Source organism: Kitasatospora sp. NPDC057198 (genome assembly GCF_042670125.1).
In the GTDB taxonomy this organism is placed as follows: Bacteria; Actinomycetota; Actinomycetes; order Streptomycetales; family Streptomycetaceae; genus Kitasatospora.
This window is the reverse complement of record NZ_JBHUWH010000031.1, coordinates 1-25,341: the sequence shown is the minus strand read 5'-3', so window position 1 is coordinate 25,341 and position 25,341 is coordinate 1. Positions and strand designations below refer to the sequence as shown.

25 protein-coding genes are annotated in these 25,341 nt (G+C 75.0%); 14 read left to right on the top strand and 11 right to left on the bottom strand.

What is annotated here, in order from left to right:
• Positions 1-2 precede the first annotated feature (2 nt).
• The 4 genes from ACFUEL_RS06245 (at position 3) to ACFUEL_RS06230 (ending at position 4,833) form a co-directional block, all read left to right on the top strand.
• Positions 3-1,190, top strand: coding sequence for an energy-coupling factor transporter transmembrane component T (locus ACFUEL_RS06245; protein ID WP_380234843.1), 1,188 nt, complete (start codon positions 3-5; stop codon positions 1,188-1,190).
• Positions 1,191-1,251: 61 nt separating this feature from the next.
• Entirely contained in the window at positions 1,252-2,868 is a 1,617-nt protein-coding gene (locus ACFUEL_RS06240) for an ABC transporter ATP-binding protein (protein WP_380234842.1), read from the top strand.
• Positions 2,869-2,966: 98 nt separating this feature from the next.
• Positions 2,967-3,734: an ECF transporter S component gene (locus ACFUEL_RS06235; protein ID WP_380234850.1), complete on the top strand. Its 768-nt coding sequence runs from the start codon at positions 2,967-2,969 to the stop codon at positions 3,732-3,734.
• A gap of 88 nt (positions 3,735-3,822) precedes the next feature.
• Positions 3,823-4,833, top strand: a complete 1,011-nt coding sequence (locus ACFUEL_RS06230; protein WP_380234841.1) for a HEAT repeat domain-containing protein — start codon at positions 3,823-3,825, stop codon at positions 4,831-4,833.
• A 15-nt stretch (positions 4,834-4,848) separates the two neighbouring features.
• Here the strand turns inward: ACFUEL_RS06230 and ACFUEL_RS06225 are convergent, their stop codons facing one another.
• Both ACFUEL_RS06225 and ACFUEL_RS06220 read right to left on the bottom strand, forming a co-directional pair.
• Complete coding sequence (locus tag ACFUEL_RS06225) at positions 4,849-6,138, bottom strand: VanZ family protein (RefSeq protein ID WP_380234840.1); 1,290 nt, start codon at positions 6,136-6,138, stop codon at positions 4,849-4,851.
• A 348-nt stretch (positions 6,139-6,486) separates the two neighbouring features.
• The gene (locus tag ACFUEL_RS06220) at positions 6,487-6,813 is read right to left on the bottom strand and encodes an antibiotic biosynthesis monooxygenase family protein (protein ID WP_380234839.1); all 327 of its coding nucleotides are present in this window, start codon (positions 6,811-6,813) and stop codon (positions 6,487-6,489) included.
• A 394-nt stretch (positions 6,814-7,207) separates the two neighbouring features.
• On the opposite strand from ACFUEL_RS06220, the gene ACFUEL_RS06215 reads away from it, so the two are divergent.
• Entirely contained in the window at positions 7,208-7,363 is a 156-nt protein-coding gene (locus ACFUEL_RS06215) for a hypothetical protein (RefSeq protein WP_380234838.1), read from the top strand.
• A gap of 77 nt (positions 7,364-7,440) precedes the next feature.
• Here ACFUEL_RS06215 and ACFUEL_RS06210 read toward each other — a convergent pair whose 3' ends face one another.
• Positions 7,441-7,929, bottom strand: a complete 489-nt coding sequence (locus tag ACFUEL_RS06210) for a DUF1772 domain-containing protein (RefSeq protein WP_380234837.1) — start codon at positions 7,927-7,929, stop codon at positions 7,441-7,443.
• A 131-nt stretch (positions 7,930-8,060) separates the two neighbouring features.
• Between ACFUEL_RS06210 and ACFUEL_RS06205 the strand changes: the two genes are divergently transcribed.
• Both ACFUEL_RS06205 and ACFUEL_RS06200 read left to right on the top strand, forming a co-directional pair.
• Positions 8,061-9,020 carry an AraC family transcriptional regulator gene (locus tag ACFUEL_RS06205; RefSeq protein ID WP_380234836.1) on the top strand — a complete coding sequence of 320 codons (960 nt, stop codon included), beginning with the start codon at positions 8,061-8,063 and terminating at the stop codon, positions 9,018-9,020.
• 205 nt (positions 9,021-9,225) lie between these two features.
• The gene (locus ACFUEL_RS06200; RefSeq protein ID WP_380234835.1) at positions 9,226-10,785 is read left to right on the top strand and encodes a hypothetical protein; all 1,560 of its coding nucleotides are present in this window, start codon (positions 9,226-9,228) and stop codon (positions 10,783-10,785) included.
• 27 nt (positions 10,786-10,812) lie between these two features.
• On the opposite strand, the gene ACFUEL_RS06195 is transcribed toward ACFUEL_RS06200, so the two are convergent.
• The 3 genes from ACFUEL_RS06195 to ACFUEL_RS06185 form a co-directional block, all read right to left on the bottom strand.
• Positions 10,813-11,406, bottom strand: coding sequence for a TMEM165/GDT1 family protein (locus ACFUEL_RS06195; protein ID WP_380234849.1), 594 nt, complete (start codon positions 11,404-11,406; stop codon positions 10,813-10,815).
• Positions 11,407-11,651: 245 nt separating this feature from the next.
• Positions 11,652-12,467 (bottom strand): ABC transporter permease, encoded by an 816-nt coding sequence (locus ACFUEL_RS06190; protein WP_380234834.1) that lies wholly within the window; start codon positions 12,465-12,467, stop codon positions 11,652-11,654.
• A gap of 7 nt (positions 12,468-12,474) precedes the next feature.
• A complete protein-coding gene (locus ACFUEL_RS06185; protein ID WP_380234833.1) occupies positions 12,475-14,025 on the bottom strand; it encodes a dolichyl-phosphate-mannose--protein mannosyltransferase in 1,551 nt (516 codons plus the stop codon).
• 169 nt (positions 14,026-14,194) lie between these two features.
• On the opposite strand from ACFUEL_RS06185, the gene ACFUEL_RS06180 reads away from it, so the two are divergent.
• Entirely contained in the window at positions 14,195-15,196 is a 1,002-nt protein-coding gene (locus ACFUEL_RS06180) for a MerR family transcriptional regulator (protein ID WP_380234832.1), read from the top strand.
• A 61-nt stretch (positions 15,197-15,257) separates the two neighbouring features.
• Positions 15,258-15,803, top strand: a complete 546-nt coding sequence (locus ACFUEL_RS06175; RefSeq protein ID WP_380234831.1) for an SMI1/KNR4 family protein — start codon at positions 15,258-15,260, stop codon at positions 15,801-15,803.
• A gap of 205 nt (positions 15,804-16,008) precedes the next feature.
• On the opposite strand, the gene ACFUEL_RS06170 is transcribed toward ACFUEL_RS06175, so the two are convergent.
• Entirely contained in the window at positions 16,009-17,286 is a 1,278-nt protein-coding gene (locus ACFUEL_RS06170; protein WP_380234829.1) for an MFS transporter, read from the bottom strand.
• A gap of 141 nt (positions 17,287-17,427) precedes the next feature.
• Here ACFUEL_RS06170 and ACFUEL_RS06165 point away from each other — a divergent pair, with 141 nt between their 5' ends.
• Complete coding sequence (locus ACFUEL_RS06165) at positions 17,428-17,991, top strand: MarR family winged helix-turn-helix transcriptional regulator (protein WP_380234827.1); 564 nt, start codon at positions 17,428-17,430, stop codon at positions 17,989-17,991.
• Between the two features lie 128 nt (positions 17,992-18,119).
• Here the strand turns inward: ACFUEL_RS06165 and ACFUEL_RS06160 are convergent, their stop codons facing one another.
• The 3 genes from ACFUEL_RS06160 to ACFUEL_RS06150 form a co-directional block, all read right to left on the bottom strand.
• Positions 18,120-19,931 (bottom strand): glycosyl hydrolase family 18 protein, encoded by a 1,812-nt coding sequence (locus ACFUEL_RS06160; protein WP_380234826.1) that lies wholly within the window; start codon positions 19,929-19,931, stop codon positions 18,120-18,122.
• Positions 19,932-20,197: 266 nt separating this feature from the next.
• Positions 20,198-20,716, bottom strand: a complete 519-nt coding sequence (locus ACFUEL_RS06155) for a hypothetical protein (RefSeq protein WP_380234825.1) — start codon at positions 20,714-20,716, stop codon at positions 20,198-20,200.
• A gap of 151 nt (positions 20,717-20,867) precedes the next feature.
• Positions 20,868-21,431, bottom strand: coding sequence for a DoxX family protein (locus ACFUEL_RS06150; protein WP_380234824.1), 564 nt, complete (start codon positions 21,429-21,431; stop codon positions 20,868-20,870).
• 115 nt (positions 21,432-21,546) lie between these two features.
• Here ACFUEL_RS06150 and ACFUEL_RS06145 point away from each other — a divergent pair, with 115 nt between their 5' ends.
• Positions 21,547-21,864 carry a barstar family protein gene (locus ACFUEL_RS06145; protein WP_380234822.1) on the top strand — a complete coding sequence of 106 codons (318 nt, stop codon included), beginning with the start codon at positions 21,547-21,549 and terminating at the stop codon, positions 21,862-21,864.
• 17 nt (positions 21,865-21,881) lie between these two features.
• Entirely contained in the window at positions 21,882-22,520 is a 639-nt protein-coding gene (locus ACFUEL_RS06140) for a MarC family protein (RefSeq protein ID WP_380234821.1), read from the top strand.
• Between the two features lie 57 nt (positions 22,521-22,577).
• Here the strand turns inward: ACFUEL_RS06140 and ACFUEL_RS06135 are convergent, their stop codons facing one another.
• Positions 22,578-23,009 carry an Lrp/AsnC family transcriptional regulator gene (locus ACFUEL_RS06135; RefSeq protein WP_380234820.1) on the bottom strand — a complete coding sequence of 144 codons (432 nt, stop codon included), beginning with the start codon at positions 23,007-23,009 and terminating at the stop codon, positions 22,578-22,580.
• A gap of 165 nt (positions 23,010-23,174) precedes the next feature.
• Here ACFUEL_RS06135 and ACFUEL_RS06130 point away from each other — a divergent pair, with 165 nt between their 5' ends.
• Entirely contained in the window at positions 23,175-24,017 is an 843-nt protein-coding gene (locus tag ACFUEL_RS06130) for a tryptophan 2,3-dioxygenase (protein ID WP_380234819.1), read from the top strand.
• A 20-nt stretch (positions 24,018-24,037) separates the two neighbouring features.
• Positions 24,038-25,267, top strand: coding sequence for a kynureninase (gene kynU, locus ACFUEL_RS06125; RefSeq protein WP_380234818.1), 1,230 nt, complete (start codon positions 24,038-24,040; stop codon positions 25,265-25,267).
• Positions 25,268-25,341 lie beyond the last annotated feature (74 nt).

Sequence of the window (25,341 nt, the reverse complement as noted above, 5' to 3'; positions counted from 1 at the left end):
ACATGTCCGCCTCCCGCCGGGCCGCCGACTCCCGTTCCCCGCAAGGCCGTTCGTCCCGTACGGCGGCCCGTCCGGCGACCCGTCCGGCGACCCGTCCGGCGGCCGCGCACAGCCGGGCGCTCTCCCGGCAGCTGCACCCGGGGGCGTGGTGGCTGTGGTCGCTGGGCCTGGCCGCGGCGGCCAGCCGGACGACCAATCCGGTGCTCCTGCTGCTGATCCTGGCGGTGGCGGGCTTCGTGGTCGCGGCCCGGCGCGGTGACGCCCCCTGGGCGCGCTCGTACGCGGCGTTCCTGCGGCTGGGCCTGCTGGTGCTGGCCGCCCGGATGGTGTTCGCGGTGCTGCTGGGCTCCCCCGTCGGCGGCACCCACGTCCTGTTCACGCTGCCCCACGTCCCGTTGCCCGCTTGGGCGCAGGGCGTCCGGCTGGGCGGCGCGGTGACGCTGGAGGGGGTGCTGTTCGCGCTGTACGAGGGGCTGCGGCTGGCGGTGCTGCTGGCGTGCGTGGGCGCGGCGAACGCGCTGGCCTCGCCGTCGCGGCTGCTGCGTTCGCTGCCGGGCGCGCTGTACGAGGCGGGCGTGGCGGCGGTGGTGGCGCTGACCTTCGCGCCGAACCTGGTGGCGGACGTCCGGCGGCTGCGCGCGGCGCGCCGGCTGCGCGGGCGTTCCGACCGGGGGGTGCGGGCGGTGCTGTCGGTCGGACTGCCGGTGCTGGAGGGCGCGTTGGAGCGTTCGGTGGCGCTGGCGGCGGCGATGGACACCCGCGGTTTCGGCCGGACGGCCGCCGTCCCGCGCCGGGTGGTGCGCACCGCGGGGGCGCTGACCCTGGCGGGGCTGCTGGCGGTGTGCTCGGCGACGTACGGCCTGCTGACCGCGGGCAGCCACCCGTGGGCGCTGCCGGTGCTGCTGGCGGGCGCCGGCGCGGCGGGCGCGGGCCTGGTGCTGGGCGGTCGGCGCAGCGTCCGGACCCGCTACCGGCCGGACCCGTGGGCGCTGCCGGAGTGGCTGACCGCCGCCTCGGGCGCGCTGGTCGCGGCGGCACTGATCTGGTACGCGGGCCGCTGGCCCGAGGCGCTCACCCCGACCGTCGTCCCGCCGACCCCGCCCACCCTGCCGCTGCTGCCCGCCCTGGCCGTACTGGTCGGCCTGCTCCCCGCCTTCACCACCCCCGAGCCGCCCCGGAGCACCCGGTGACCGCCCCCGCCCGGACCGGCGCGTCCGCCCTTCCCGTACCCGAGCCGCCCCGGAGCACCCGGTGATCACTTTCGAGCAGGTCGGCGTGCAGTACGCCGACGCGTCCGCACCGGCCCTGTCCGGCGTCGAACTGACCGTCCCGGAGGGCGAGTTGTGCCTGCTGGTCGGCCCGTCCGGCTCCGGCAAGTCGACCCTGCTGGGCACCGTCTGCGGCCTGGTGCCGCACTTCACCGGCGGCACCCTGACCGGCCGGGTCACGGTGGCCGGGCGGGACACCCGCACCCACCGGCCGCGCGACCTCGCGGACGTGGTCGGCACCGTCGGACAGGACCCGGCCGCGCACTTCGTCACCGACACCGTCGAGGAGGAACTCGCCTACGGCATGGAGTCGATGGGCCTGGCCCCGGCCGTGATGCGCCGCCGGGTCGAGGAGACCCTCGACCTGCTGGGCCTGGCCGAGCTGCGCGGCCGCGCGCTGTCCTCGCTCTCCGGCGGGCAGCGCCAGCGGGTGGCGATCGGCTCGGTGCTGACCGTCCACCCGAAGGTGCTGGTGCTGGACGAGCCGACCTCCGCGCTGGACCCGGGCGCCGCCGAGGAGGTGCTGGCCGTCCTGCAGCGCCTGGTGCACGACCTGGGCACCACCGTGCTGCTGTCCGAACACCGCCTGGAGCGGGTCGTCCAGTACGCCGACCAGGTGCTGCTGCTGCCCGGCCCCGGCGAGCCGCCCGTCCTGGGCGACCCGGCCGCGCTGATGGCCCGCTCGCCGGTCCGGCCGCCGGTGGTCGAGCTCGGGCTGCGGGCGGGCTGGACGCCGCTGCCGCTCACCGTCCGCGACGCCCGCCGCCGCGCGGCCCCGCTGCGCGGGCAACTCCCGCCGCCCGCACCCAGGTCGACCCCGCCCCCGGCCGAACCGGTCGCCACCGTGAGCCGCCTGGTGGTCTCCCGGGGACGCGTCCCGGCGCTGCGCGGCGTCGAACTCGCCCTCGCCCCGGGGCAGATCACCGCCCTGATGGGACGCAACGGCGCCGGGAAGTCCACCCTGCTCGGCACCCTGGTCGGCCTGCACGCCCCCGACTCCGGCACCGTCCGGGTCAACGGCCTGACCCCGCACAAGTCCCGCCCCAAGGAGCTGATCCGCTCGGTCGGACTCGTCCCGCAGGACCCGCGCGACCTGCTGTACGCGGAGACCGTCGCCGAGGAGTGCGCCGCCGCCGACCGGGACGCCGGCGCCGAACCCGGCACCTGCCGCGCCCTGCTGGCCGACCTGCTGCCCGGCGTCGCCGACGACCGGCACCCGCGCGACCTCTCCGAGGGCCAGCGGCTCACCCTCGCGCTGGCCGTCGTGCTGGCCGCCCGCCCACCCGTCCTGCTGCTCGACGAGCCCACCCGCGGCCTCGACTACGCCGCCAAGGCCCGCCTGGTCACCGTCCTGCGCGGCCTCGCCGCCGCCGGCCACGCCGTCCTGCTGGCCACCCACGACGTCGAACTCGCCGCCGAACTCGCCCACCGCACCGCCGTGTTGGCCGAGGGCGAGATCGTCGCCGACGGCCCCACCCCCGAGGTCGTGCTCGCCTCCCCGACCTTCGCCCCGCAGACCGCGAAGATCCTCCCGCCGTACCTCACCGTCCCCGAGGCGGCCGCCGCCCTCGCGGCCCTCGCCGAGGAGCCGTCGCCGTGACCCCGCCCGCTTCCGCGCCCGCACCCGATCCGGCCGCCGTTCGGGCCCCCGCCCCCGCCCCCGCCCTCACCCGTCCCGTCCCGCTCGGGCGGCGCTCGCTGCTGTTCCTCTGCCTGGTCTCCGCGATCGGCGTCGCCTCCTTCGGCTGGCCGCTGCTCGCCTCCCGCGAGTCCGACCTGGTCGGCCACTCCGCCGACGCGCCGTGGCTGTTCGCCCTGCTGATGCCGCTGCTGCTGGCCGTCCTGGTCGCCCAGCTCTCCGAGAACCGCGACGCCACCGGCGCCCCCGGTCTGGACGCCAAGGCCGTCGCCATGCTCGGCGTGCTCGCCGCGGCCGGCGCCGCGCTGCGGCCGCTCGGCGCGGGCACCGCCGGCCTGGAGCCGATGTTCTTCCTGATGGTGCTGGCCGGGCGCGCCCTCGGCCCCGGCTTCGGCTTCGTGCTGGGCGCGCTCACCATGTTCGCCTCCGCCCTGCTGACCGGCGGCGTCGGCCCGTGGCTGCCGTTCCAGATGCTCACCATGGGCTGGGTCTGCCTCGGCGCGGGCCTCCTGCCCGGCGCCGCCCGGCTGCGCGGCCGCCCCGAACTGCTGATGCTCGCCGCGTACGGCGTGCTGGCCTCGGTCGGCTACGGCACCGTCATGAACCTCCAGGGCTGGCCCTACATCGGCGGCCTGGGCCTGTCGATCTCCTTCGTCCCCGGCGACCCGCTGCCCGCCAACCTCGCCCGCTTCCTCCTCTACTGCCTCACCACCTCCCTCGGCTGGGACCTCTCCCGCGCCGCCCTCACCGCCGTCCTCTGCCTCACCGTCGGCGGCCCCCTGCTGCGCACCCTGCGCCGCGCCACCCGCCGGGCCGCCTTCCGCTGAGGCCCCTCCCGGAGCCCGTCCTCCCGGGTACGGTCGTCGTCATCGGCGCCGCCCGACCGGGACGCGGCGCCCGGAGGGGAGGCGCGCGATGGGCTGGCAGGGCGGACCGGGCGTTCCACGCCTGCGGGACGAGGGCGGCCCGGAGTTCCACGCCGGAACCGCAGAGGACGTGCGTACCGTGCTGGCCCGGATGCCGGTCGAAGCGAAGGACCGCCTCGACTACGCCGCCGTGCCCTGGGCCCGCTTCCAGCACACCCACGGGCCCGCCGACGACGTGCCCGGCCGACTGGAGCGGGCCCGTACCGGTGACGAGCGGGAGTCGCTCATCGCCCTCGGGTGGCTGTGGACCACCCTGCTGCCCCACGGCGCGGGCTGTGCACCCGGAGCCCTGGCCGTCCCCTTCCTGATCCGCATCGCCGTCACGCACCCCTTCCACCGCGCCGGACTGCTCCTGCTCGCCGCGAACCTGGCCCGGTCCCAGCCCTACGGCGGCTTGACCGGCACCGACCTGCTGCACGTGGCCCACCCCGACGACCCGCCCGCCCTCGAAGCGTCCGGCTACCTGCGGAACTGGTCGGCGCAGGCCGCCCGCCACGCCCTGGCGCTGGACGCCGACCTGCTGCTGCCGCTGCTCGCCGACCCCGATCCGAAGGTGCGGGAGTGCGCCGCCCACGCCCTGGCCGCCGTGTCGGGCCGGTCGGATCCGGTCGTGGCGCTCCTGCACGCCCGGCTCCGGGTCGAGGACGACCCCGCGGTGCGCGCCTGCCTGGTCCTGTCGATCGGCCAGCTCGCCGTGGAGGAGCGCCCCCCGGCCGCCGTCGAGCTGATGCGCGCCTGGTGGCGGGACCCCGCCCGGCCCGTCGAGGTCAGGTTCTGCGCGGCCCTGTCCTGGCTGTGCCTCACCGACGGCCCCGTCCCCGACGACCTGCGGGCCTTCCTGGACGCCTCCGCCTCCGCCGACCTCGCCGCCCTCCTCAACCCGACCCCGTGGATGCGCCACGTGGACCACGAGGGCGACGGGCTGCACGTCTGCCTCCACCAGCTGCTCCGCCGCACACAACGCCCCCGCCGCCCCCGCCGCACCGGCCCTCCGGCCTGAACGACCCCCGGGGTCTCACCCCTGGTGGGCCACCACCTGCCCGGTGACCGCGTCGACGAACCCGACCGCCGCCGCGCCGTCCTTCCCCGCCCCCACCAGGTTGACCGCCCAGCACGGCCGCCACTGCCCGTCGACCTGCTCGGCCACCAGGAACGCGGTGTCCGCCCGCGCACCCGGCACGTCCGCCACCGCCCGTGCCTCCGCCGCCTCCACCCCGACCACCGGGTGCGGGAGTTGCGGATCGGCGTCCCAACGCGCGGCGGACGCCATCACCCGGCCGGAGGTGGAGACGGTGACGTCGACCCGCATCGGCATCAGCACGCCGTCGGCGTTGTGGCGACGGTAGGTGACCACGTACGCGCCGCCCTCGCCGCCGGTGGGCTCCAGCGTCGGGGTGGCGCCCGGGAGCAGCTCGGCGAACCAGACGGACGCGAAGTCGGCCCCGGCCTCGAGGACTTGGTCCTGGGTCAGCGGCCCGGGGTCGACCTCGTGGTCGGCGGCGGCGCTCATCAGCAGGTGCCTGCTCGGCCACTCCAGCTGGAACTCGCCGCCGTAGGTGCTGACTTTCAGCCCCAGGCCGGGTGAACCTTCCGGGTCGGGCACCCTCTGGATGGTCGAGATCCGCGTATCCGGGCCGAACAGCCTGGGGGTGATCTCGTTGATCGCCTCCGTCTGCTGGTACGAGTCGTCCATGGACGGGCGCCCGCTGAAGCCGGTCTCGTCCCGGTACAGCGGCACGTACAGCCACACGACGACCGCGACGGCCGCGAGCCCGCTCCCGGCCGTGGTCAGGAAGTGCAGGCCGTCCCGGCGCACCGGCGCCAACCTGCGGCGCAGCAGCCACGCCCCCAGCACCCCGGCGACCGTGCCGAGCAACGCGCCGAGCCCGTTGTCGACGAAGTCCGCGCTGTCGCAGGCCCGGCCGGTGCCCAGCGCGGTCTGGCAGAGCTCGGTCGCGGCGGAGAGGACCGTGCAGGCCGCGAGGACGGTCAGCGGGCGCCGCAGCACCAGCACCCCGAAGAAGGCCAGCGGCGCGTACAGGGCGATGTTCATCAGCCCCTGCGTACCGGTGACGGTGACCCAGACCCCGGAGCCGATCGTGCAGTTCACCCGCGCCGACGAGTATCCGGTCGGGGTCAGCGTGGCCGCGAGCTCCCCGGCCAGCGACAGGCCGAGCAGCACGGCGGCGACCGGCGGCCACTCGCGGCGCCGGGCCTGCCAGTAGGCCGCGGCGCCGAGGAGCAGGCCGAGCACGGCGAAGGCGGGGAAGAGCCCCGGGACTGCGGAGAGCGTCGCTTCGATCATCGTTCCTCCGGGAGCGCGGTCCTCAGCGGGGCGGGCCCACGGCCCTCCCTCCGGGCCGCGCCCCGTGGGGGCCGCCCGTCCGACCGGAAGCCTTTCGCACACCACCGGGCCGAACAAACCGGCCCGGTACCGCACTTCGCCCCTTTCCTCCCGCCCGGTCCGCCCCCGGTGTCACCGGGACGCCACCCGGCGGAACGCGCCACCGCTCCGAACAGCACCGATGCCCCGGCCGTCGCCGCCCGGCTACCCCGGAGCGTGACGACACGTTCGGCTGACAAATCCCCGCGGCCCGCCTCAAACGCGAGGGCCGGCCCTCCCCCGGACCGGCCCTCACGCCCAACTACTCCCTCACGCCTTCGGCCCCGTCTGCTGCACGACCTCGAACGACCACACCTGGGACCCACTGGCCGCCGGGCGCGGACGCTCGCCCCCGCCCCCGCCCCCGCCCTGGTGCGCGGCCTTCATCGGCCCCTCCATCCACGCCCGGAACGACTCCTCGTCCCGCCACCGCGTGTACACCAGGTACTGGTCCGTCCCCTCCACCGGCCGCAGCAACTCGAACCACTCGAACCCGTCCGACCCCTCCACCGCACCGGCCCGCGAGGCGAACCGCTGCTCCAGCACCTCCCGCTGCTCAACTGGAACCGTCAGCACGTTGATCTTCACTACGCTCATACCGGCCATCCTGCCTCACCTCACAGCAGCACCACCGGAACCCGCCCGGCCGGGCGGCACCAGGTGCGTCGCCCACGCTCGACGGCAAGCACGGCGGCGGGGCGGCGACGAGGGCCGGAACACCTCCAACGGCCAAGGGCCGGCCCAGCGGCGACGGAGCAACAACCCGTCGAGACAGCAGCCGAGTTCGTCGATTTCGACGCCCGCCGTAGCGTTCTCGAAGCCGACGGCACTCGAAGTCGCGCATGAGCAGCGGGTGTTGGAGATCGGCACCAGTACGGACCGGAACGCCGCCCTGCTGTAGCGCCGCCCCGGTCGGCGATGGCGGGTGCGGGCACCGGTCGGGCGGGGTGGTGCTCGCGCCGCGGGGCCGGCGTACGGCGGCGAGGCGGTGGTGAAACCGATCGCCGACCAACTCGGCACCACAGAGGGGAAGTTCGTCCGGCGTCCGGGCGTCGAACGCTTCGGCCTGACCGCCACTCCGGCGCAGGGCACGCAGCACGTCCGGCTGGTCGACCCCGGCAACTCCATTGCGGCAGCTACGGGGTGAGGTCGCCGCGCACGTCCTCGTTCTCCATCGAGGTGGCGCTCCCGGCCGCTCAGGACGCCCCGCTCAGGACGCCCCGGTCAGGCCGCGCGGGCCAGGGCGCCGATCAGGCAGCCGAAGGCGGCGGTGGAGGTGACGGCCCGGACCAGGTTCCAGCGGACCCAGGTGTCTTCGAAGGCGGCGCGGACGGCGGCCGGGTCGGCGAGCGTGCGGGGGTCGCCCGCGGCGGCGAGCTTGTCGTTGAGCGGGACGTTGACCGCACCGGTGATCACCAGCATCGCCAGGTACAGCACGGCGGCGGCGGCGATCCACAGCAGGACGGTGCGGTCGCCGCCGCGCCACTGGAGCAGGCCCGCGGCGGCGATCAGCAGCAGCGCGCCGAGGAAGCTCAGCATGAACCAGCCGTTCAGGATGGCCGTGTTGACGCGCTGCATGGTCTCCACGAAGACCCGGTCGTCGGCCTTGGCCAGGCCCGGCATCACCGAGCAGGCGTAGGAGTAGAAGAGCCCGGCGCTGAGCCCGGTCAGCAGGACCGCGCCGATCAGCGTCGCCGTACGGAGAACTGCCATGCCGTGAACCCCCGTTCGTGTCGTCATGCCCTCCAGTCAACCGGTCCGGCGGGCCAAGATCCATGGTTCGGACGCTCGCCCGCATGCGCCCGCGTCCACCGCCCCGAAAGGCCCCGGCTACCCTGGCGGCCATGGACGCGCTCTCCGCCCTGCTGACCGGCCCCCGGGCGAGCGGGGCGTTCCTGCTGCGCTCGGTGTTCGACCCGCCGTGGTCGCTGCGGATCGAGGACCGGGCGCCGCTGACGGTGCTGACCACGGTGCGCGGCACCGGCTGGGTCGTGCCGGACGGCGCGGAACCGGTGCCGCTGCACCCCGGCGACCTGGTGATCGTCCGCGGCCCGGAGCCGTACACCGTCGCGGACCTGCCGGGAACGCCCCCGCAGGTGGTGATCCACCCGGGGCAGGTGTCGACCACCGTCGGCGGCGAGCGGATGTGCGAGGAGCTCGACCAGGGCGTGCGCACCTGGGGCACCGACCGGGACGCGGCGACGGTGCTGCTCAGCGGCACGTACCAGCTGCACGGCGAGGTCAGCGGGCGGCTGCTGCGGGCGCTGCCGCCGGTGCTGCGGCTGGACGCCGGGGAGTGGAGCTCGCCGCTGCCGGCGCTGCTGGAGAGCGAGATCGGCCTGGACGAGCCGGGCCAGGACGCGGTGCTCGACCGGCTGCTGGACCTGCTGCTGATCTCCGCGCTGCGCTGCTGGTTCGCCCGGGACGAGGGCCGGGCCCCGGCCTGGTACCGGGCCCACGCCGACCCGCTGGTGGGCCGCGCCCTGGGCCTGCTGCACGCCGACCCGGCCCGGACCTGGACGGTGCAGGTGCTGGCGGCGGAGTGCGGGGCCTCCCGGGCCGCGCTGGCCAGGCGCTTCACCGAGCTGGTCGGGGAGTCCCCGATGGCGTACCTGACCGAGTGGCGGCTGGCTCGGGCCGCCGACCTGCTGGCCGAGCCGGACGCCACCCTGGCCGCCGTCGCCCGCCGGGTCGGCTACGGCAGCGGGTTCGCCCTCAGCGCCGCGTTCAAGCGGGTCCGGGGGATCAGCCCGCAGCAGTTCCGCGAACAGGCCGGTGCCCCCGGCACCGACGCGGAGGGCTGAGCCCCCGTGCGGCCGGCCGGGGCGGCCGGGGCGGCCCGGCCGGGCGGGGAACGGGCGCGGGAAGCGGGCGCGGGAGCCACCGGAAACCGCCCCAAACAGTGCCGAACCGGGCGGGAAGCGGGCCCGGGTCAGGCCGTCCCTGTCGCCCCGGGGATTGCTCCTGCATAATCACCCCGTTCGATTCCGACCCGAGGAGGACCGGCCCATGCCGGCTGAGTTCTGCCCCCGCTGCGGTACCCCACGCACGGCCGGCAGCTGCGCCTGCGACGCCGTCTCCGCGGCCGAGGAGACCGCGGTCCTCCCCCACCTGGAGGGCCCGCCGCTGGTCCGGCCGTACGTGGCCGGGGCGCAGGTGGTGGAGCCCGGCGGCCCGGCGGGCGACCCGTTCGCCACCCGGATCGGCCCGCCCCCGGTGCAGCCGGTCGCCGCGCCCCCGAGCACCCTTCCCCCGGTGGCCGTGCCGACGTCCGCCGCCCGGCCCCCGGCCGTGCAGCCGATCACCGGGCCGCCGCCCCCGCCCGGCGCGACCCCGCCCCCGCCGCCGAACCGGGCCCCGCACGTCCCGCAGTCCGCCAGCCCGTTCGGCCCGCCGCAGCCCGCCGCGCCCGCCGCGCCGCCGCACCCGGACGCCGCGGCGACCCAGCTGCTGCCGCCCGTCCCGCCGCAGCAGGCCCCACCGCAGGGCCCGCCGCAGGACAGCATCCCCGCGCAGGGCGCGCCGGGCCGCTTCGTCCCGATCCCGCCGACCGGCCCGGCCCCGGCCCCCGGCCCGGCCCCCGCCCCAGTCCCGGCCCCGGTCCCGGCGGTCGAGCGGACCATGCCGCTCACCCTGGGCCCGGTGGCGCCGCAGCCCGTCCCGGCCGACTACCCGCCGGTGCCGCCGCCCGCCGGTGCCGAGGCCACCCAGCTGCTCGAACTCGGCCAGCACGGCCAGGAGTTCGAGCAGCAGTACGGCCAACAGCACGACCAACAGCACGGCCAACAGCACGACCAGCAGCACGACCAGCAGCACGGCGGTGACGGACCCGACGGCCGGCAGTGGCCCGAGGGGCCGGCCGCCGACCTCGGCATGTTCACCTTCCGCGAGGACGACGACGCCGACCCGGTCAGCCGGGCCGACCGGCGCGAGCAGCGGCGGCAGAGCGCCGACCGCCGGCGGCTGGTGATCGCGGGCGGTGCGGTCGGCGTGACCGCGCTGGGCGTGGCGCTGGCGATGATGGTGTCCTCCGGCGGGCCGACCAAGGTGGACAACACGCTGCCCGCACCGACCGGCCCGGCGGTGACCGCCCCGGCCGAGGTGACGCCGAGCCCCGCCGGGCCGTCGCCGACCGTCGAGTCCTCCGCCCCGGCCTCGCCGGAGGAGAGCCCCTCGCCGTCCCGCGCCGCGTCCCGCCCGACCCAGGCGGCGACCAGCAAGGCCGCGGCCGCCCCGACCGCCGCGGCGCCGCCCGCGCCGAGCAGCCCGGCCGCGCCGTCCAGCACCCCGCCGCCGGCCGGCAAGGTGCTGAAGTTCGGCGACACCGGCCCGGAGGTGGTGCAGATGCAGCAGGCGCTGATGGCGTACCGGTGCGACCGGATCGGGCCGCTGACCATCGACCGCACCCGTAGCGGCCAGGTGGGCTTCGGCGACTGGACCCGGCAGATCCTGTCCGGGGTCCAGCACGACCTGTTCGGCGACGGCAAGCCCAAGCAGTACCAGGACGGCGTCTACGACGCGGCGACCCAGGCCGCGCTGGCCGCGACGCCGCGGGGCCAGGACTGCTGAGGCACGCCGCGCGCGACCGGCACCGGGTCAGCCGGTGACCGCCTTGAGCAGGCTCCAGCCCGCCAGCACGATCATCGCCAGTGCGGCGACCCGCACGATGACCTTCATCGGCACGTGCTGGAGCAGCTTCTGCCCGCCCACGACGGCGACGCCGCCGACCGCGCACAGCGCCGGCCAGGCGCCCAGTCCGACGGCCGGCGGGTCGCTGTACTCGGCGGCGAGGTCGGCGGTCGTGATCCGGGTGAGGTCGCCGAACTCGGCGACCGCGACGATGGCGAAACTGGTGCCGGCGACCTTCCAGAAGGAGTGGTTCGCGGGTTCCCTGCCCTCGGCGCCGTCGTCCTCGTCCTCCTTGTGCCACAGCAGCATGGCGGCGCCGCCGAGGAACAGCAGGCCGGTGATGCCCTCGACCCAGCGGTGCGGCAGCAGGGCGAGCAGGCTGCCGGCGGCCAGTGCCAGGCCGACCTGGAGGGCGAACGCGGCGGCGATGCCCGCGAAGACGTAGCCGGCCCGGTACTTGGTGCCGAGGACCAGGCTGGCCAGGGCGGTCTTGTCCGGGAGTTCGGCGAGGAAGACGATGCCGAACGTCAGCGCGGCGATGGTCAGGCTGTTCTCCCCCAGCCCCGGGGGGCTGGGAGGTGCCCCCTGGTGGCGGGGTTCTCTCCGTCTCGGGGCCGCCGGCGCCCGGAGCCGCCCGCAGCAGGGGACGCCTCGGCCCGGCAGCACTGGTTCATGGTCACAGCACTGCGGCCGAAGGTCTCGCCGACACCCCGCAGGGTGCCCCGGGCACCGGGCGGTCCACGAGGGACGGGCCGGGGTGTCGACGGTCCGGTGGAGGGCTGCTTCCCTTCAACAACGGGCAGTGCCTACCGGGCGCCGGGGGCGGCCCCGACCAGCCCCCGGCCGACCAGCTCCAGCACCGCCGTCACCGCGACCGCCTCCACCGCCAGCAGCGCGACCAGCACGAACAGCTGCACCGCCCCGGCCTGCACGGGCGTCGCCCCGCCGAGCAGCATGCCGACGAACGCGCCGGGCAGGGTGACCAGGCCGACGGTACGGGTCTGGTCGAGGGCGGGGACGAGCGAGGTCGCGGCGGCGGTCCGGCAGACCTCCAGCCGGGCGTCCCGGTCCTCGAAGCCGAGCGCGAGCGCGGCCTCCACCTCGCCGTGCCGCACCCGCAGTTCGTCCAGCGCCCGGCGCCCGGCCAGCGAGGTCGCGGTGAGCGCCCCGCCGATCAGGATCCCGGCGACCGGGATGACGGTGATGCCCTTGGCGGGCAGCAGCCCGGTCGCGGCGAGCAGCAGCAGGACGGGCAGCACCCCGGCGGCGATCGGCACCGCCGCCCACGCCCACTCCCACCGCCCGGTGGAACCGCGTCCCTCGCCCCGTGCCCGCCCGCCCTCGCCGATCCGCCGCCCGGCGGTGCGCACCGCGACGGCGAACATCAGCAGCACGAACAGCGCGGACGCCCACAGCGAGCGCACCACCCAGGCGATCACCAGTGCGACCAGGGCCAGTTGGGCGGCCGCCCGCAGCCCGGCCCGCAGCACCGCCCGGCCGTGGCCGAGGCCGCCGCGCCCGGCGACCAGGGCGGCGACGGCCAGCAGCACCGCGCAGGCGGCGCCCAACGCCGGGGTGACCGGCAGCAGTCGGGCACCGCCCGCGGCGACGGGGAGGCTCATCGCGGCGTCAGATCCAACTGATGAACCACATCCGGGTGTGCCAATCGGACATCGGGATGACCTCCGCGGTGTACAGCGGGAGGAAGAACGCGAAGCATCCCATGACCGCGACCACGATCAGCCCGGCCCCGGCCGCGCCCCAGCGCCGCCGGGCGGGCGTGCTGCCCTCCGGGCCGAGCATCGCGCCGAGCATCTGCGCGACGGCCAGGCACAGGAACGGCGTCAGCACGACCATGTAGAAGGAGAAGACGGTGCGCTCCTGGTACCGGAACCAGGGCAGGTAGACGGCGGCGACGGCGGCCAGGATCGCGCCGGAGCGCCAGTCCCGCCGGAAGAACCAGCGGTAGAGCGCGTACGCCAGCGCGAAGCAGGCCGTCCACCACAGGAACGGGGTGCCCAGCGCGAGGATCTGGCTTGCGCAGCCGTCGGGCGCGGTGCAGCCCTTCTCGCCGGCCTTCAGCTGCTCCCAGTACATGGAGACCGGGCGGCCCTGGATCAGCCAGCTCCACGGGTTGGACTGGTAGGTGTGCGGGTCGTGCAGGTTGGTGTTGAAGTGCCAGATCTCGGAGTGGTAGTGCCACAGGCTGCGCAGCGGCGCGGGCACCCAGCCGAAGGCCCCGCCCCGCCCGTCCGCCCAGTGCCGGTCGTAGCCGCCGTCGGTGGCCAGCCAGCCGCTCCAGGACAGCAGGTAGGCGGCCAGCGCGGCCAGCGGCATCGAGACGGCGGCGGGCCACAGGTCGCGCCGGAGCATCGACCGCCAGGGGTGCCGGGCCCCGGCGGCGCGCCGCCCGGCGCGGTCCCAGAGCAGGACGAGGACGGTGAACACGGCGAGCGCGGGCGCGCCGGTCCACTTGACGGCGCAGGCCGCGCCGAGCAGCACGCCGGCGGTCAGCCGCCAGGGGCGCAGGCCGAGGCGGACCTCGTCGGCGGCCCGGCCGCCCTCGGCCCGGGCGGCGCGCAGCAGTTCGCGGGTGCGGTCGCGGTCGACCAGCAGGGCGCCGAACGCGCCGAGCACCAGGAACGCGGAGACGCCGTCGAGCAGGCCGACCCGGCTCATCACGAACTGCAGGCCGTCGACGGCCATCAGCAGCCCGGCGGCGCAGCCGATCAGGGTGGAGCGGAACAGCCGCCGGCCGATCCGGGCCACCATCAGCACGCTGAGCGTGCCGAGCACGGCGACGGCGATCCGCCAGCCGAAGGGGTGCAGGCCCCAGAAGTGGGTGCCCAGGCCGATGACCCACTTGCCGAGCGGCGGGTGCGCGATGAACGCGGCGGCCCTGCCCATCGGGATGACCTGGGGGTCGCCCAGGATCAACTGGTTCGCGTTGTCCGGCCAGGACGTCTCGTAGCCCGCGTGCCACAGCGACCAGGCGTCCTTGGGGTAGTACGTCTCGTCGAAGACGAAGGCGTGCGGGTACCCGAGGTTCCACAGCCGCAGCACCCCGGCGAACACGGCCACCGCCAGCGGGCCCCACCACCGGTACCTGTCCTTCGCCGGCGCGGCGCGCACCGTCTCCCGCTCCCGCTGCTGCCGCTGCTCCACTACCGCCAGCGCCATGCCCTCCCCGTTCGACCGCAGTTGACGACTTGTCCGCAATGTCCGCATCCTAGCCTGCGGCCGCGAGCCCTCGCGGGCGCCGGACCAGGGTGCCCGGAGCATTCTCCCCCGCGCACGCCGCACCGCTACGGTTGACCCTCGACCAGGTCGAGGGACCAGGGTCAACCCCGTGGAGAGCACCATGCGCAGCATCGGCGAGATGGCCCGGGCCAGCGGCCTGGGCGTGAGCGCCCTGCGGTTCTACGACGGCGCGGGCGTCTTCGTCCCCGCCGCCGTCGACCCGCACACCGGGTACCGCTGGTACGCGGACGAACAGCTGCCGGACGCCCGGCTGCTGGCCCGGCTGCGCCGGGTCGGCATGCCGCTGGCCGGGATCACCCGGGTGCTGACCGGCACCCCCGCCGAGGCCGGGGCCGAACTGGACGCGCACCTGCGCCGCCTGGAGGACGGCCTGACCGACGCCCGCCGGGAGCTCTCCACCGTCCGTGCCCTCCTCGACTCCCGGGAGTTCCCCGTGCCGCAGACCCGCCTGACCGTCCCCGCCCCCGCCCTGGCCGCCGCCCTGGACGCGGTGCGCTTCGCCGCCCCCGCCGACGCCGCGCTGCCCGCCGTCGCCGGCGTCTTCCTGGACGCGGAGGACGGCGCGCTCCACCTGGTGGCCACCGACCGCTACCGGCTGGCCGTCGCCGACTGCCCCGCCACCCTGGACGGCCCGCCCGCCTCCGCCCTCCTCCCCACCGCCCTCGCGGACGCCGCCCGGGCCCTGCTCGCCGACGCCGAGGAAGCCGAACTCACCTTCGACGGCGACCACTTCACCGTCCAGGCGGCCGGCCGCGCCCTCTCCGGCGAACGCGCCGAGGCCGACTTCCCCGACTACCGCCGCCTGCTCCGCCTGGAGCCCACCCACCGCATCACCCTGACCGCCGCCCAACTGCGCGCCCTCCCCGAGGACGCCGGCTCCACCACCCTGACCGCCACCCCCGCCGACGCCCTCCCCGGCACCCCCACCCCCACCGACCTGCTGGTCCACGTCAACCGCGACTACCTCCTCGAGGCCGCCGGCACCGCCGAACAGCTCGTCCTCGAACTCGGCGGCCCGATCGGCCCGCTGGCCATCCGCTTCCCCGCCCGCACCGACACCTTCTCCCTCCTGATGCCGATCGCCCGCTGACCGTCCGCTGACCGCCCGCGGGCGCGGACACGGACACGGACGGCCGGGTACGGTCGGCGACATGACCGCCGTCGACTGGCCCGCCGTCCGCGCCCGCGTACTCGCCCTGCTGGAACGCGACCCCGAACAGGGCACCACCGCACCGCCGTTGACCGCACAGCAGGTCGCCGAGGCGGAGGCCGAACTCGGCGCACCCTTCCCGCCCGACTACCGCGCCTACCTGCTGCAGGTCAGCGCGGGCGGCTGGTTCCTCGACGAACTCCGCCGCACCGAACACGGCTGGGGCTGGCGGAACACCCACCCGGGAGCGGCCCCCGGCCTGGCGTTCATCGCCGACCGCGGCGAAGGGGCCGCCGTGGGCCTGGCCCTCACCGGCCCGCGGCGCGGCACGATGTGGATGGACAACCGCCCCGCCCACGCCGAGGTGTACCCGCTGCGCACCGAGGACGGCCGCGAGGCCGCTTTCACCGAGTGGCTGCTCGACTGGCTCGCGCACGCGGAGGAACTGGTCGGCGCCACCCCCGAGCAGCGCGGCCAGGTCGCCTACTGCTGGCACATGGGCGTGGAGACCCCGATCGACTGGTGCCCCCCACCCGCCCCCCGATAAGAACCACGAGAGAGCCCCGACAGGGGCTCGGGGAACGGCGAGCCCGGGTCTGCTGACGGTTCACTGCCGTAGCGTGCATCGGCTTCCGGTTCCGTTTACTACACGCAGCAGCACGAACCTCCGATGGGCTCCGGCCGTCAGCAGCTCGGACCCGCCGTTCCCCGGGCCCCTGGTGGTACTCCTCCCGGAGCACCTGCCCAGGGGCTCAGGCCGCGGTCTGGAGCTCGCGCAGTTCGTGCTGCTGCACGGCCAGCACCCGGACGTTGTCCTGCGCGGGCGTGAGGTGCTCGCGCAGGCGGACGGCGAGGGCGACGATCAGCAGCGTGCACAGCGCCATCGCGGCGAGGTACAGCGGCCACGTCCCCGAGCCGACCAGCAGGACGCCGACGGCGGGGCCGACGGCGACCGCGATCTGCTTCACCAGCGCGTAGCCGGCGTTGTAGGTGCCGAGCAGCCGGGTGGGCGCGAGGTCGGCGACGATCGGCCCCATGGTGGGGGCGAGCAGCGACTCGCCGACGCCGAACAGGGCGTAGACGGCGACGATCGCGGCCGTCGCGGCCACCGCCTCGGTGCGGATCAGCCCGGCGACCGCGGCCGTGCCCCAGGCGGCCAGCCAGACCGCGCCGGCGGCGGCCATCGCGGTGGTGCGGCGGCGGCGCTCGGTGATCCGGACGACGAACATCTGCAGCAGCACGATGGTGAGCGCGTTGGCGCCGATGGCCAGGCCGAGGGTGGAGGGCGCGGTGCCGACGGTGTCGGTGGCGAACGCGGCGACGCCGGACTCGAACTGCCCGTAGCAGGTGAAGAAGATCAGCCCGGCGAGGACGCACAGCCGCAGCATCGCCTTGTCGGCGACCATCGCCCGCAGCCCGCCACCGTTCTTCGCCGCGCTCCCGGCCGGGGCCGGTTCGACGGCCGCCGGGGGCATCTTCGCGGTGCCGGTGACGGCGGCCAGGCCGAGGAAGGCCACCGCCTCGATGGTGAACAGCCTGGTCAGGCTGGCCGGGTCGGCGGTGTCGACGATCTGGCCGCCGACCAGGGCGCCGATGCCCATGCCGAGGTTGACCAGGGTGAACTGGAGCGCGAAGGCGCGGGAGCGCTCGGCGCGGCCGGTGCAGCGGACGATCATCGTGGCGAGGGCGGGCTGGCAGGTGGTGACGCCGGCGCCGAACAGGAAGGAGGAGAGCAGCAGCGTGGGCGTGCTCGCGGCCTGCCCGAAGGCGAACGCGCCGGCGGCGGCCATCGCGGTGCCGGCCAGCAGTACCGGCCTGGGCCCGTACCGGTCGATGCCGCGGCCGGTGAACGGCAGCACGGCCAGCGCGGCGAGCGCGAACACGGTGAACACCGCGCCCGCCGCCGCGGCGCCGAGGCCGCGCACCTGGTCCACGTACACGAACATGTACGGCAAGGTGAAGCCGCTGCCGAACGCGCTGAGCGCGTTGCCGATCTGGACGCGGCGCAGTCGGCCGCCCCACTCCTTCACTGCACACCCCTCTTCACGTGCGTCGGGCCGAGCCCCTCGGCCCGGCCTTTACTCCGCAATATTTCAGACCTAAAGTCTTACCATCCGAAGCCTAAGGCGTCAAAGGCTTAACGGCTGCACCCTGCATGGGAGAATGGGCGCATGAGCGCACGCAGAGCGGAGCCCCCGACCGCCACCGAGCTCGGCATCGCCGAACAGGTGGCCGTCTACCAGCGGGAATTCCCCACCGTGGACCCGCAGGTGGAGACGATCGTCTCCACCCTCTCCCGGCTGGCCCGCCGGATGAACGTCGCGTACGGCCGCCAGCTGGCCACCCTCGGCATCACCTCCGCCGAGTGGGAGGTGCTCAAGGCCCTGGTGTTCGCCGGGGCCCCGTACCAGCTGGGCCCGGGTGAGCTGGCCAAGCGGCTCGGCCTGACCCCGGCCGCGATGACCCACCGGATCGACCGGATGGTCGCCGAGGGCCTGGTCACCCGGGAGCGCGACGAGGCCAACCGGGTCCGGGTGATCATCGAGCTGACCGCCGAGGGCCGCGGCAAGTGGCTGGAGCTGATGCGGATGGCCGCCGTCTTCGAGGCCGACCTGCTCCAGGACGTGGCGGGCGGGGCCCGCCCCGAGCTGGCCGCCATGCTGACCAGGATGCTGCGCCGGATCGAGGAGACCCAGCCGGACGCACTGGGCCGCACCGACGACCTGACCTGCTGACCCGCCGCCCCCTCCCCCCGCGGGGGCCGGCCGGGAAAAGCGAACGAGGGGCGCGGGGAGATCTCTCTCCTCGCGCCCCTCGCGGGGTGCTACGCCCCTCGCGGGGTGCTAGCTCGGCCGGTCAGTGGTCAGCAGGCGCCGTTGTCGGTCCAGACGCCCCACTGGCCGCTCAGGCTCGGGTCCTCGTTGGTGGTCCACCACTTGTTGGTGTAGTAGTGGCCCTTCCAGGAGACCTTGGTCGGGGTGGCGTACACGGTGGCCGCGCTCCAGCTCGGGGCACCGGCGCAGGCGCCGGTCGAGGCGGAGGAGGAAGCGGACGCCGAGGCCGAGGCCGACGCGGAGGTCGAGGCGGAGGCGGAGGCCGACGCGGACGGGCTGGCCGACTGCGAGGCGGAGGCCGAGGCCGACGGGGAGGCCGACTGGGTCGGGGCGGCCGGGCAGGAGGCGGCGGAGCCGTTGGTGGCGCTCACCGTCTTGTCGAACAGCGCGGTCTGGGTGCCCAGGTCGTACATGGAGAACATGAACGAGCCGCCGAGGCCGTTGCAGTGCGCGTAGTCGAGCTTGGCCTGGATGGACTGGGCGTTCTCGCCGGACCAGAAGGTGGTGCCGTCGTAGAAGTACGCGGTCTTCGCGATGTCGTCCCAGTAGGTGTACGCCGGGTTGTCGACGAAGCCGTTCAGCTCCTTGTACATCTTGATGCCGGCGACGCCGCCGGAGTAGGTGCCGCCGGGGGCCGGGGCGGACGCCTTCTGGAACAGGCCGTGGGTGGTGCCGGCGGAGACGCCGGTCCAGCCGCGGTAGTAGAACGGGATGCCGACGTTGATCTTCTTCGCCGGGAAGCCGCCGGGGATGCCGTACTGCGGGTCACCCACGGTGTACGCCTTGACCGCCGCGTCCACCGAGTACTTGCCGTTGCCGCCCGGAACGGGGTTCATCGGGTCGTTCGGGTTGGTGTAGATCGGGGCCTGGTGGTTGGTCGGGCCCTGGGCCTCCCAGCCGCCGTGCATGTCGTACGTCATGATGTCCAGGAAGGTCAGGTACTGGCCGATCTTGTCGGTCTCGACCTGCTTGATCTTGTCCTGGCCGGCGCCGACCGCGGCCGCGAGGCCGTAGGTCTTGCCGTCGGTCTTGCCCTGGGCGTCCAGCTGGCTGCGGAACTCGGCGAGCAGCGCGGTGAAGTTCTGCTTGTCGTTGGGGGAGGCGTGGTTGCCGGTGTGGCCGTTGCCGCCCGGGTACTCCCAGTCCAGGTCGAAGCCGTCGAAGATCCCGGCACCGGTGCCCGGGCCGCCGTAGCCGCCCTCGGAGGGCAGGTTGCCCTTGATGAACATGTCGATGCAGGAGGACACCAGCTTCTTGCGGGAAGCGTCGGTGGCCGCGGCGTCGGAGAAGTACTTCGAGTAGGTCCAGCCGCCGATCGACATCAGGACCTTGAGGTTCGGGTTCTTCGCCTTCAGCTTCTTCAGCTGGTTGAAGTTGCCGACGATCGGCTGGTTCCAGGTGTCGCCCACGCCGTCGACCGAGATGTCGGCGCCGAAGCTCTTCTGGTAGTCGGCGAACGAGTCGCCCGCGCCGTCACCCGCGTTGGGGTCGTCCTCGTTCTGCGACGCGGCCTTGTTGGCCTCGAAACAGGACAGGGTGGTCGGGTTGATGTTCGCGAAGTCGTAGATGATGTAGTCGAGCTTCCCGGCGGCGCCCGTGTCCTGCATCGTCTTGAGGTAGTACGCGTTCGAGTAGATCGACCACTGGTCGAAGTACGCGACCTTGATGCCGCCGCTGGTGGCCGGGGCGCCGGTCGAGTTGGTGGGGGCCGCCTGGGCGGTGCCGCCGGTCAGCGCCAGGGTGCCGCCGAGCAGCAGGGAGGCCGCGGTGCCGGCCGCGAGCGCGGCCCAGCTCTTCGGCCGCCGCCGCGAAGGCGACTGGGGGGAAACGGAACGAAGCATGGCTGCGTGACTCCTGGTTGTGGGGGTCCTGTCAAGACCGGGCACGAACCGTGCGAGGTGGGGTCACACGGCCTGGGCATGACAGGGGAATCGAGCTTTGGCCTGCACAAACACCGGGTGCGGATAAGCCGAACCGGCGCCGGTGGTCTAAACCACCGGCGCCGGCCCAGGGGCTCCCTGCACCTGCCAAGTAAAATGGACTAGACCAACTCGGCCGTCAAGAGCGGGATCTGACGCTTACGCCGCGCTTAAGGTTCGGTGTCCGGTCAGTACCGCACCGCGTTCGCCACCACGGGCGTCACACTGCCCTCCAGCGAACGGTTGCTCTCCGCCGTGGCCTGCGCGGACGCGCCGGCGGCCACCTCCGGGACGTTCACCACCACCGCGTCGAGCAGGTTCCCCGACCCGTCGTCGAAGTTGACCTGAATCGTGTACTTGCCGGAGTCGGAACCGTGGTTGGTGACCGTCAGCGGCACCGACAGCTTCCCGTCCGAGCCGGTGGTGGCCGTCCCCAGCGCCACGTCGTCCTTCGCGTCCAGCCCGCCCTTGACGCTCGCCAGCGCCGAGGACGCGGCGGCCTGCGCGGAGGCGCCCAGCGAGGCGGCGGCCGAACCGATCGCCGCCGTGGCCGAGGAGGCCGCCGAGGCCACCGCCGACTTGGCGCCCTCCAGCGCCGAGGAGGCCGCGGGGGACGGCGAACCGTCCGAGGAGCAGCCGGCCAGCGCCGTGCCGCCCAGCAGGACGGCGGCCGTCCACCCGGCGGCGGTCCGCATCGATCGCTTCATCAACGGAAGGTCCCTTCGGTTGCGAACGCCCTGCGGGCGCGGGGGGGGGTTCAGGAGAGCCGGTGGTTCAGGAGAGCCGGTGGTTCAGGAGAGCCCGGGGGTGGGCAGGGCCGGGGGGTGGGCAGGGCCGGGAGGTGGGCAGGGCCGGGGGTCAGGAGAGCCCGGTGCCCTCCTCGCGGGCCGCGTCGTCCGCGGCCCGGGCCTCCCGGCGGCGCACCTCGTCCTGCCGGCGCGTCACCACCGAGGCCGCGCCGATCGCGCTGGTCGCGAACGCCAGCACGCCCACCCAGGGGCGGGCCAGCCGGTGCCCCAGCGCGGCGTCCAGCGAGTAGCGGCCCGCCCCGGCCACGCCCAGGGCCAGGCCGCAGGCACCCAGCAGGGCCGGGTACTCGTAGCCGCCGCCGTGCGCGAAGAAGCCCGCCGGGGCGTGCACCGAGATCGCGCCCGCCATCGTTCCGGCGACGACCGCGCCGGCCGCCGGGGTGGCCAGGCCGACCGCGAGCAGCGCGCCGCCGCCCGCCTCGCCCAGCCCGGCCGCCCGCGCGCTGCGCTCGCCCGGCAGGAAGCCCATGTGCTCCATGGCCTGCGCGGTGCCCTCCGGCCCGGCACCGCCGAACCAGCCGAACAGCTTCTGCGTCCCGTGCGCGAACAGGACACCCCCGACGGCCGCGCGCAGCGCCAGCAGACCGAGATCCTTGCGGTGCAGACTGGTCATGGTGTTGCCCCTGGTGTGGAAGAGAAGACTTGGGGCCCATCCCAGCGCGCGCACCGGCCCCGCTCGACCCGGCGGAGCCATCCGGGCGACGCGCACCGGCAGACAGGAGCCCCCGATGCCCACCGCACCGCAGCAGCCCGAGTACGTCCTGCACGGCGAGCGGGTCGCCGACGAACCCTCCTTCTGGGCGGAGCTCGGCCGCGCCGTACGGGCCCCCGACGGCTACTACGGCCGCAACCTGGACGCCCTCGCCGACTGCCTGCGCGGCGGCTTCGGCCCCGAACCGCCGTTCGTCCTGGTCTGGCAGCGGGCGATGGTCTCCGCGCAGGCGCTGACCCGCCGGGTGACCGGCCCGGACGAGGAGGAGCGCTCCTACTTCGACGCGGTCCTCGACGTGCTCCGCCAGGGTGGCGTCACCGTCCGGCTGCGCTGACGGCCCATCATGGGCGCATGTCGGCGATCACCCTCAGCACCGTCTTCGTCACCTTCTTCGCCGTGGTCGGCCCGCCCAAGGTGCTGCTCGCCTTCGCGCAGCTCAGCCAGACCCGCAGCCCGGCCGAACTGCGCAGACTCACCCTGGTCTCCTCGCTGGTCGCGGCCGTGGCCGGCCTGGTGCTGGCCTACAGCGCGGACTTCATGGCCGCGCTGTTCCACATCTCCGACCAGTCCCTCCAGCTCGCCGGCGGGGTGATCTTCTTCATCTACGCGGTGGCCCTGGTCCTGGGCGTCCACCTCGGCGGCGGCAGGGAGGCCGGACACCTCGCCAACCCCCTCGCCGACGGCATCCGCGAACTGCTCCTGCCGTACGTGGCGAGCCCGCTGGCGATCACCGCCCTCCTGGTCGAGTCCCTCACCCGCGACACCCTGGGCTGGCACTCCACCGTCGCCGCCATGTACGTGGCCGTCATCGCCGTCGACTGCCTGTGCGTCCTGCTCCTGGCCCCCCTGCTCCGCGCCAGCCGCCGCACCTCCCTCGAAGTGCTCTCCCGCCTGCTCGGCCTCCTCCTGGCCGCCGTCGGCGTCGAGATGTTCCTCTACGGCCTGGAAAGCCTGGGCGTCCACCTCGCCGAGTCCCAGAACGGCTACTGACCCCCGGCCCCCGACCCCTGAGCCACCCCTCCCCCTCCCCCCGTCGCACACCCCGCCTCAAGGGCTGAGCGGGCGCCACGGCACCGGGCTGGACAGGATCATCGAGCTGGTCGGCTGCCCGTAGCCGCCGAGGCGGTCGGTCAGCCGCTCGAACGAGGGCATGTCCGGCACCCCGACCAGCAGCACGCAGCACGCGCCGCCGGTGACCCGGTGCAGCTGGAACACCTCCGGCCAGCTCGCCACCTCCGGGTCGCGCAGCAGGCAGCGCACCCCGTAGCACTCCACCGTGACCAGGGCCATCACCGCCGCTCCGGCCTTCGCCGGGGCCAGGTGGGCGTGGTAGCCGGTGATCACGCCGTCCGCCTCCAGTCGGCGGACCCGTTCGGCGACGGCGGGCGGGGAGAGGTTCACCCGGCGGGAGAGTTCGTTGTACGAGAGCCGCGCGTCGGCCTGGAGTTCGGCCAGCAGCAGGCGGTCCACCACGTCCACGGCGGCTCCTTCACGTTCGTCAGGCGATCGGGGCCGAACGCCTCGCGAACGAAAGGCGGATGCCCCCATCCGGGCTACGACGCCCATTCAAGAGCAGGGCCGGGCGCCGCACAATGGGTGGCGCCCGCCGCACCCCGGGCGGGCGGACCCGAGGAGGTACCGGCCATGACCGGCCAGACCCACCGTCCCCACCTGCGGTTCGGCCCCGAGCAGGGCGCCGGCGGACAGGACCCCGGCGCGTCCACCCCCTACGCCCGGTACGTGCACCTGGCCGAGTTGCACGCGTTGCAGCGGCCGCGCAGCAAGGAGCCCGCCGAGTACGCGTTCATCGTCACCACCCAGGTGATGGAGCTGCTCTTCGACCTGCTGCACCGGGACTGGGACGCCGCCCGCGCCGCGCTGCGCGCCGACGACCTGGACGCCGCGCTGGCCGCGCTGCGCCGCGGGCAGCACACCCAGGACGTGCTGACCGGCTCCTGGGACCTGCTGGCCGCCATGACGCCCGCCGAGTTCAACGCCTTCCGCCCGGTGCTGGGCGAGGCGTCCGGCTTCCAGTCCTCCGCGTTCCTGCTGCTGGAGTTCCTGCTCGGCAACCGCAGCGAGGGCCTGCTGGAGATGTACCGGGACTCCCCCGCCGAGTACGACGCGCTGTTCGCCGCGCTGCGCACCCCGGGCCTGTACGACGAGGCGCTGGCCGTGCTGGCCCGGCGCGGCCTGGAGATACCCGCGAAGCCGGTGACCGCCCGGCACCGCCACGACGCGGCCGTGGAGGCCGCCTGGCGGGCCGTCTACACCGATCCGGAGCTGGCCGACCTGGTCCGGCTCGGCGAGGCGCTGCTGGACACCGCGGAGCGGGTCACCCGCTGGCGCCAGCGCCACTACTCCACGGTCAAGCGCACCATGGGCGGCAAGCCCGGCACCGGCGGGTCCAGCGGCCTGAGCTGGCTCAAGCAGTCCGCCGACCAGGACGTCTTCCCCGAACTGTGGTCCGTCCGCAACGACCTCTGAGCACCCCCGGGAGCAATGCCGTGACACCCACCCGTGCGCAGTGCGCGGCCCTGGACGCCGCCGACCCGCTGCACGCCCTGCGCGCCGAGTTCGACCTGCCGGCCGGGGTGCTCTACCTCGACGGCAACTCGCTGGGCGCGCTGCCCCGCCGCACCCCCGGCCACCTGGCGAAGGTGGTGGCGGGCGAGTGGGGCGCCGGGCTGATCAGGTCCTGGAACGAGGCCGGCTGGTTCCACCAGCCCGGCCGGCTCGGCGACCGGCTCGGCGCGCACCTGCTGGGCGCCGCGCCCGGCCAGGTGGTGGTCTGCGACTCCACCTCGGTCAACCTGTTCAAGGTGCTCGGCGCGGCCCTGCGGCTGCGCCCCGGCCGCCCGGCGCTGCTCGCCGAGCGGCACGCCTTCCCCACCGACCTGTACATCGCCGACGGCCTGAGCGCCCTGCACCCCGGCACCCGGCCCGTCCTGCTGGACTCCGCCGCACAGTTGGACGCCGTGCTGGACTCCGAGACCGCCGTGGTGCTGCTCTCGCACGTCGACTACCGCACCGGCGAACTGCTGGACATGGCGGCCGTCACCGAGCGGATCCACGCCGCCGGGGCGCTCGCCGTCTGGGACCTGTGCCACACCGCGGGCGCGCTGCCGATCGAACTGGACGCGGCGGGCGCCGACTTCGCCGTCGGCTGCGGCTACAAGTACCTCAACGGCGGCCCCGGCGCGCCCGCCTTCCTGTACGCCGCCGCCCGCCACCAGGCGGACGCCCGGCAGCCGCTGACCGGCTGGTTCGGGCACGCCCGGCAGTTCGACTTCGAGCCGGACTACCGGCCCGCCGGGGGCGTCACCCGCTTCCTGACCGGCACCCCGCCGATCCTCGGCCTGGCCGCGCTGGAGGCCGCGCTGGAGGTCTGGGAGCTGGCCGACCCGGCCGCCGTGCGCGCCAAGAGCCTCGAACTGTCGGACCTGTTCCTGGAGTTGACCGCCGACCTGGACGTCGAGCCGGTCACCCCGCGGGAGCATGCCCGGCGCGGCAGCCAGGTCGCGCTGCGGCACCCGGACGGCTACGCGGTCGTCCAGGCGCTGATCGCCCGCGGCGTGATCGGCGACTTCCGCGCCCCGGACCTGATGCGCTTCGGCTTCACCCCGCTCTACCTCTCCCGCGCAGACGTGCACGACGCGGCCTCCGCGCTGCGCGGGGTGCTGGCGAGCGGCGAGTGGCGGGCCGAGCGCTTCGCCCGCCGCGGCGAGGTCACCTGACGGCCCGTCGGCGCACGGCAACGGCCGGGGCCCGCGGGCCCCGGCCGTCCGCCTACCGGCGCTCTCAGTGGTGG

Excerpts from the sequence above, each read along its gene's own strand:
- ACFUEL_RS06190 (WP_380234834.1), bottom strand. The coding sequence starts at position 12,467 with ATGAGCCTCCCCGTCGCCGCGGGCGGTGCCCGACTGCTGCCGGTCACC.
- ACFUEL_RS06140 (WP_380234821.1), top strand. The coding sequence starts at position 21,882 with ATGTCGGCGATCACCCTCAGCACCGTCTTCGTCACCTTCTTCGCCGTG.
- ACFUEL_RS06155 (WP_380234825.1), bottom strand. The coding sequence starts at position 20,716 with ATGAAGCGATCGATGCGGACCGCCGCCGGGTGGACGGCCGCCGTCCTG.
- ACFUEL_RS06245 (WP_380234843.1), top strand. The coding sequence starts at position 3 with ATGTCCGCCTCCCGCCGGGCCGCCGACTCCCGTTCCCCGCAAGGCCGT.
- ACFUEL_RS06205 (WP_380234836.1), top strand. The coding sequence starts at position 8,061 with ATGGACGCGCTCTCCGCCCTGCTGACCGGCCCCCGGGCGAGCGGGGCG.
- ACFUEL_RS06150 (WP_380234824.1), bottom strand. The coding sequence starts at position 21,431 with ATGACCAGTCTGCACCGCAAGGATCTCGGTCTGCTGGCGCTGCGCGCG.
- ACFUEL_RS06175 (WP_380234831.1), top strand. The coding sequence starts at position 15,258 with ATGACCGCCGTCGACTGGCCCGCCGTCCGCGCCCGCGTACTCGCCCTG.
- ACFUEL_RS06145 (WP_380234822.1), top strand. The coding sequence starts at position 21,547 with ATGCCCACCGCACCGCAGCAGCCCGAGTACGTCCTGCACGGCGAGCGG.
- ACFUEL_RS06185 (WP_380234833.1), bottom strand. The coding sequence starts at position 14,025 with ATGGCGCTGGCGGTAGTGGAGCAGCGGCAGCAGCGGGAGCGGGAGACG.
- ACFUEL_RS06210 (WP_380234837.1), bottom strand. The coding sequence starts at position 7,929 with ATGGCAGTTCTCCGTACGGCGACGCTGATCGGCGCGGTCCTGCTGACC.
- ACFUEL_RS06220 (WP_380234839.1), bottom strand. The coding sequence starts at position 6,813 with ATGAGCGTAGTGAAGATCAACGTGCTGACGGTTCCAGTTGAGCAGCGG.
- ACFUEL_RS06225 (WP_380234840.1), bottom strand. The coding sequence starts at position 6,138 with ATGATCGAAGCGACGCTCTCCGCAGTCCCGGGGCTCTTCCCCGCCTTC.
- ACFUEL_RS06230 (WP_380234841.1), top strand. The coding sequence starts at position 3,823 with ATGGGCTGGCAGGGCGGACCGGGCGTTCCACGCCTGCGGGACGAGGGC.
- ACFUEL_RS06160 (WP_380234826.1), bottom strand. The coding sequence starts at position 19,931 with ATGCTTCGTTCCGTTTCCCCCCAGTCGCCTTCGCGGCGGCGGCCGAAG.
- ACFUEL_RS06165 (WP_380234827.1), top strand. The coding sequence starts at position 17,428 with ATGAGCGCACGCAGAGCGGAGCCCCCGACCGCCACCGAGCTCGGCATC.
- ACFUEL_RS06200 (WP_380234835.1), top strand. The coding sequence starts at position 9,226 with ATGCCGGCTGAGTTCTGCCCCCGCTGCGGTACCCCACGCACGGCCGGC.
- ACFUEL_RS06130 (WP_380234819.1), top strand. The coding sequence starts at position 23,175 with ATGACCGGCCAGACCCACCGTCCCCACCTGCGGTTCGGCCCCGAGCAG.